The sequence below is a fragment of the Calditrichota bacterium genome (genome assembly GCA_016867835.1).
Lineage (GTDB): Bacteria > Electryoneota > AABM5-125-24 > Hatepunaeales > Hatepunaeaceae > VGIQ01.
This window is the reverse complement of the sequence record VGIQ01000211.1, coordinates 1-1721: the sequence shown is the minus strand read 5'-3', so window position 1 is coordinate 1721 and position 1721 is coordinate 1. Positions and strand designations below refer to the sequence as shown.

2 protein-coding genes are annotated in these 1721 nt (G+C 59.3%); both read right to left on the bottom strand.

The genetic code is table 11. From position 1 onward, the window contains the following. Positions 1-315: 315 nt before the first annotated feature. Complete coding sequence (locus tag FJY67_12215; protein MBM3330209.1) at positions 316-1215, bottom strand: DDE-type integrase/transposase/recombinase; 900 nt, start codon at positions 1213-1215, stop codon at positions 316-318. Then, positions 1212-1598, bottom strand: a complete 387-nt coding sequence (locus FJY67_12210; GenBank protein ID MBM3330208.1) for an IS3 family transposase — start codon at positions 1596-1598, stop codon at positions 1212-1214. The genes FJY67_12215 and FJY67_12210 overlap by 4 nt, the downstream gene beginning before the upstream one ends. Positions 1599-1721 lie beyond the last annotated feature (123 nt).

The window sequence follows — 1721 nt, the reverse complement described above, 5'->3', positions numbered from 1 at the left end:
CTTCATGTATTATCGGAGTAAGCTGGGCAATTTCATCATGCGCTATGGTTGCCATAATCAACGGATAACCAGGCAGGCGCCTATGCGGTTGGATAGTCCCTGTCTCTGTCAGTCCATAAGCATACGAGACATAGCCATCAGGATCGGGGTCGCCGATGGTCGGCCCATAGCTGTGCAATTGATAAGCCAGCAGTCCAAAAAGAACCGATAACAGAAGAAGCTGAGCCGCAAATAGTGCTGATTTCCACTTCTTTGCGCTTGGAATAGACTGCACTGGCTGTACCGCCCGCAGTTGATTGGACACTGATTTGCAGTTCATGCGACCTTCCGGATGGCATAAGACTGCCGGGCTTCAAGGGGTGACATGAAGCCCAGTTTTTCGAGACGCCAGTGGCGATTGTAGCGATCCTTGAACTCCGTGACGGCGGCATGGAGTTCCCTGACGTTGCGGAAGACGCGGCCGTGGATGACCTGCTCCTTCAGCGTCCGGTTGAATCGCTCGGCCACTCCGTTGGTCTGCGGCTCGGCGACGAAGGCGAAGCTCTTGTCGATGCCCCAGAATTCGATCTGGCTCAGGAAGTCATCGGCGGTGTACTGCGTGCCGTGATCCATCCGCAGTTTGAGTCCCTTGCCGGCATCCTTGCCCGTGGCGCCAAATTCGGCATGAAGTCCCTGGGCAATCGGCTGCATGGCGGCGAAGCGGTTACCGATCTTCGCGGTGTGCATGCCGACGCAGCAGGCATCGAAGTGGTCGACGGCCGAGAACACCCAGGCCCAACCTTCCTCGACAGTCTCGATGCGAATGCCGTCAGTACCCCACATCAGATTCGGCGCTGCGGTCTGAATCGACCCGTCGTGCTGCAAGGGCTTGCCCTGCGGCACCCGATGGGGCGACAGCAAGGCATTCTCACGCATCAGGCGGCAGACACGATCCTTGGAGGCGCGGATGTTGTGCAGGATGCGCAAACGCGCCCAGACTTTGCGATGGCCTTCGCCGACGAACGGTGAAGCCGCCAGGTCGGCACGAATGGCGGCCAGCAGATCGGTGTCCGAGACCTTCGGCTTGGGCCCGCGCCGTACCGGATGCAGCGGAACCACCTTGGCGGTCTCCCTGGCCTGTTGGGCGTAGATTGTCGAGCGAGGAAACTCCAGCACCCGGCAGATTCGTTCCAGACCATAGGGTTTGCCTGTTACCACGGAGGTCTCGCGGCTCATCGTGACGACCTCCTGCCGACCAAAGGGCGCTTCGCCTGCCTTTCCTTGTGAAGGATTTCGACTTCCATCACCAGTTCGCCGATGCGTCGGTTGGCATCATCGAGCTGCTTCTCGACCGGATCGTTCTCGCGTTCCTTGAGTCCGGTATCCATGCCGGCCAGGGCGCGGTCGCGCCATTCCTCCAGCCGGTATATCGGCACCGCCAACTCGCGTGAAATGGCATCCACCGATTCGCCGCGCAGCAGGCGCAGAACGACTTGCTTCTTCCGGCCTGCCGACCAGCGCTTGACCTCGGCCGCCGCGCAGGGCGCGCTTACAGTCGCGCTACGCGCTCCTTCCAGCGCCCCCTGCGCAACCCCATCATCTCTCAACTCATTCAGCATTTCCCGCTCCTTCTTCAGACACGACTATTTACCCCAATTTCGTGTCCAAAAGAATTGCGGGCGGGGCACATCATCTCTCAACTCATTCAGCATTTCCCGCTCCTTCTTCAGACACGACTATTT